General features: G+C 51.9%; 1 protein-coding gene. It reads right to left on the reverse strand.

The features are described 5' to 3' along the window. Window positions 1–141: DeoR family transcriptional regulator (locus FDX22_RS24405; protein WP_146717914.1), on the reverse strand; the 141-nt coding region annotated here is incomplete at its 3' end. Between the last annotated feature and the right edge of the window lie 90 nt (window positions 142–231).

The raw sequence follows: 231 nt of genomic DNA on the forward strand, positions 1-231 counted from the left end.
GTTCTGATCGGCCAGATCGTTGAGATCGCGGCGAATCGTCTGTGGGCTGACGGAGAAATGCTCCACCAGCTCCTCGGTGCTGACGTATCCCTGTTTTTTTACCAGTTCGATGATCGCGTCATGTCGTTGTGTTTGCTTCATTATGGTTCCCTGAAATTACGTTCGTTTTCGCACATGAATAGTATCAGCAAATGCCATTGCCAGACCGACGGCCAGCCCGGCGATATGCGC

The sequence above is a fragment of the Citrobacter sp. TBCS-14 genome (assembly GCF_005280805.1).
GTDB lineage: Bacteria > Pseudomonadota > Gammaproteobacteria > Enterobacterales > Enterobacteriaceae > Citrobacter > Citrobacter gillenii.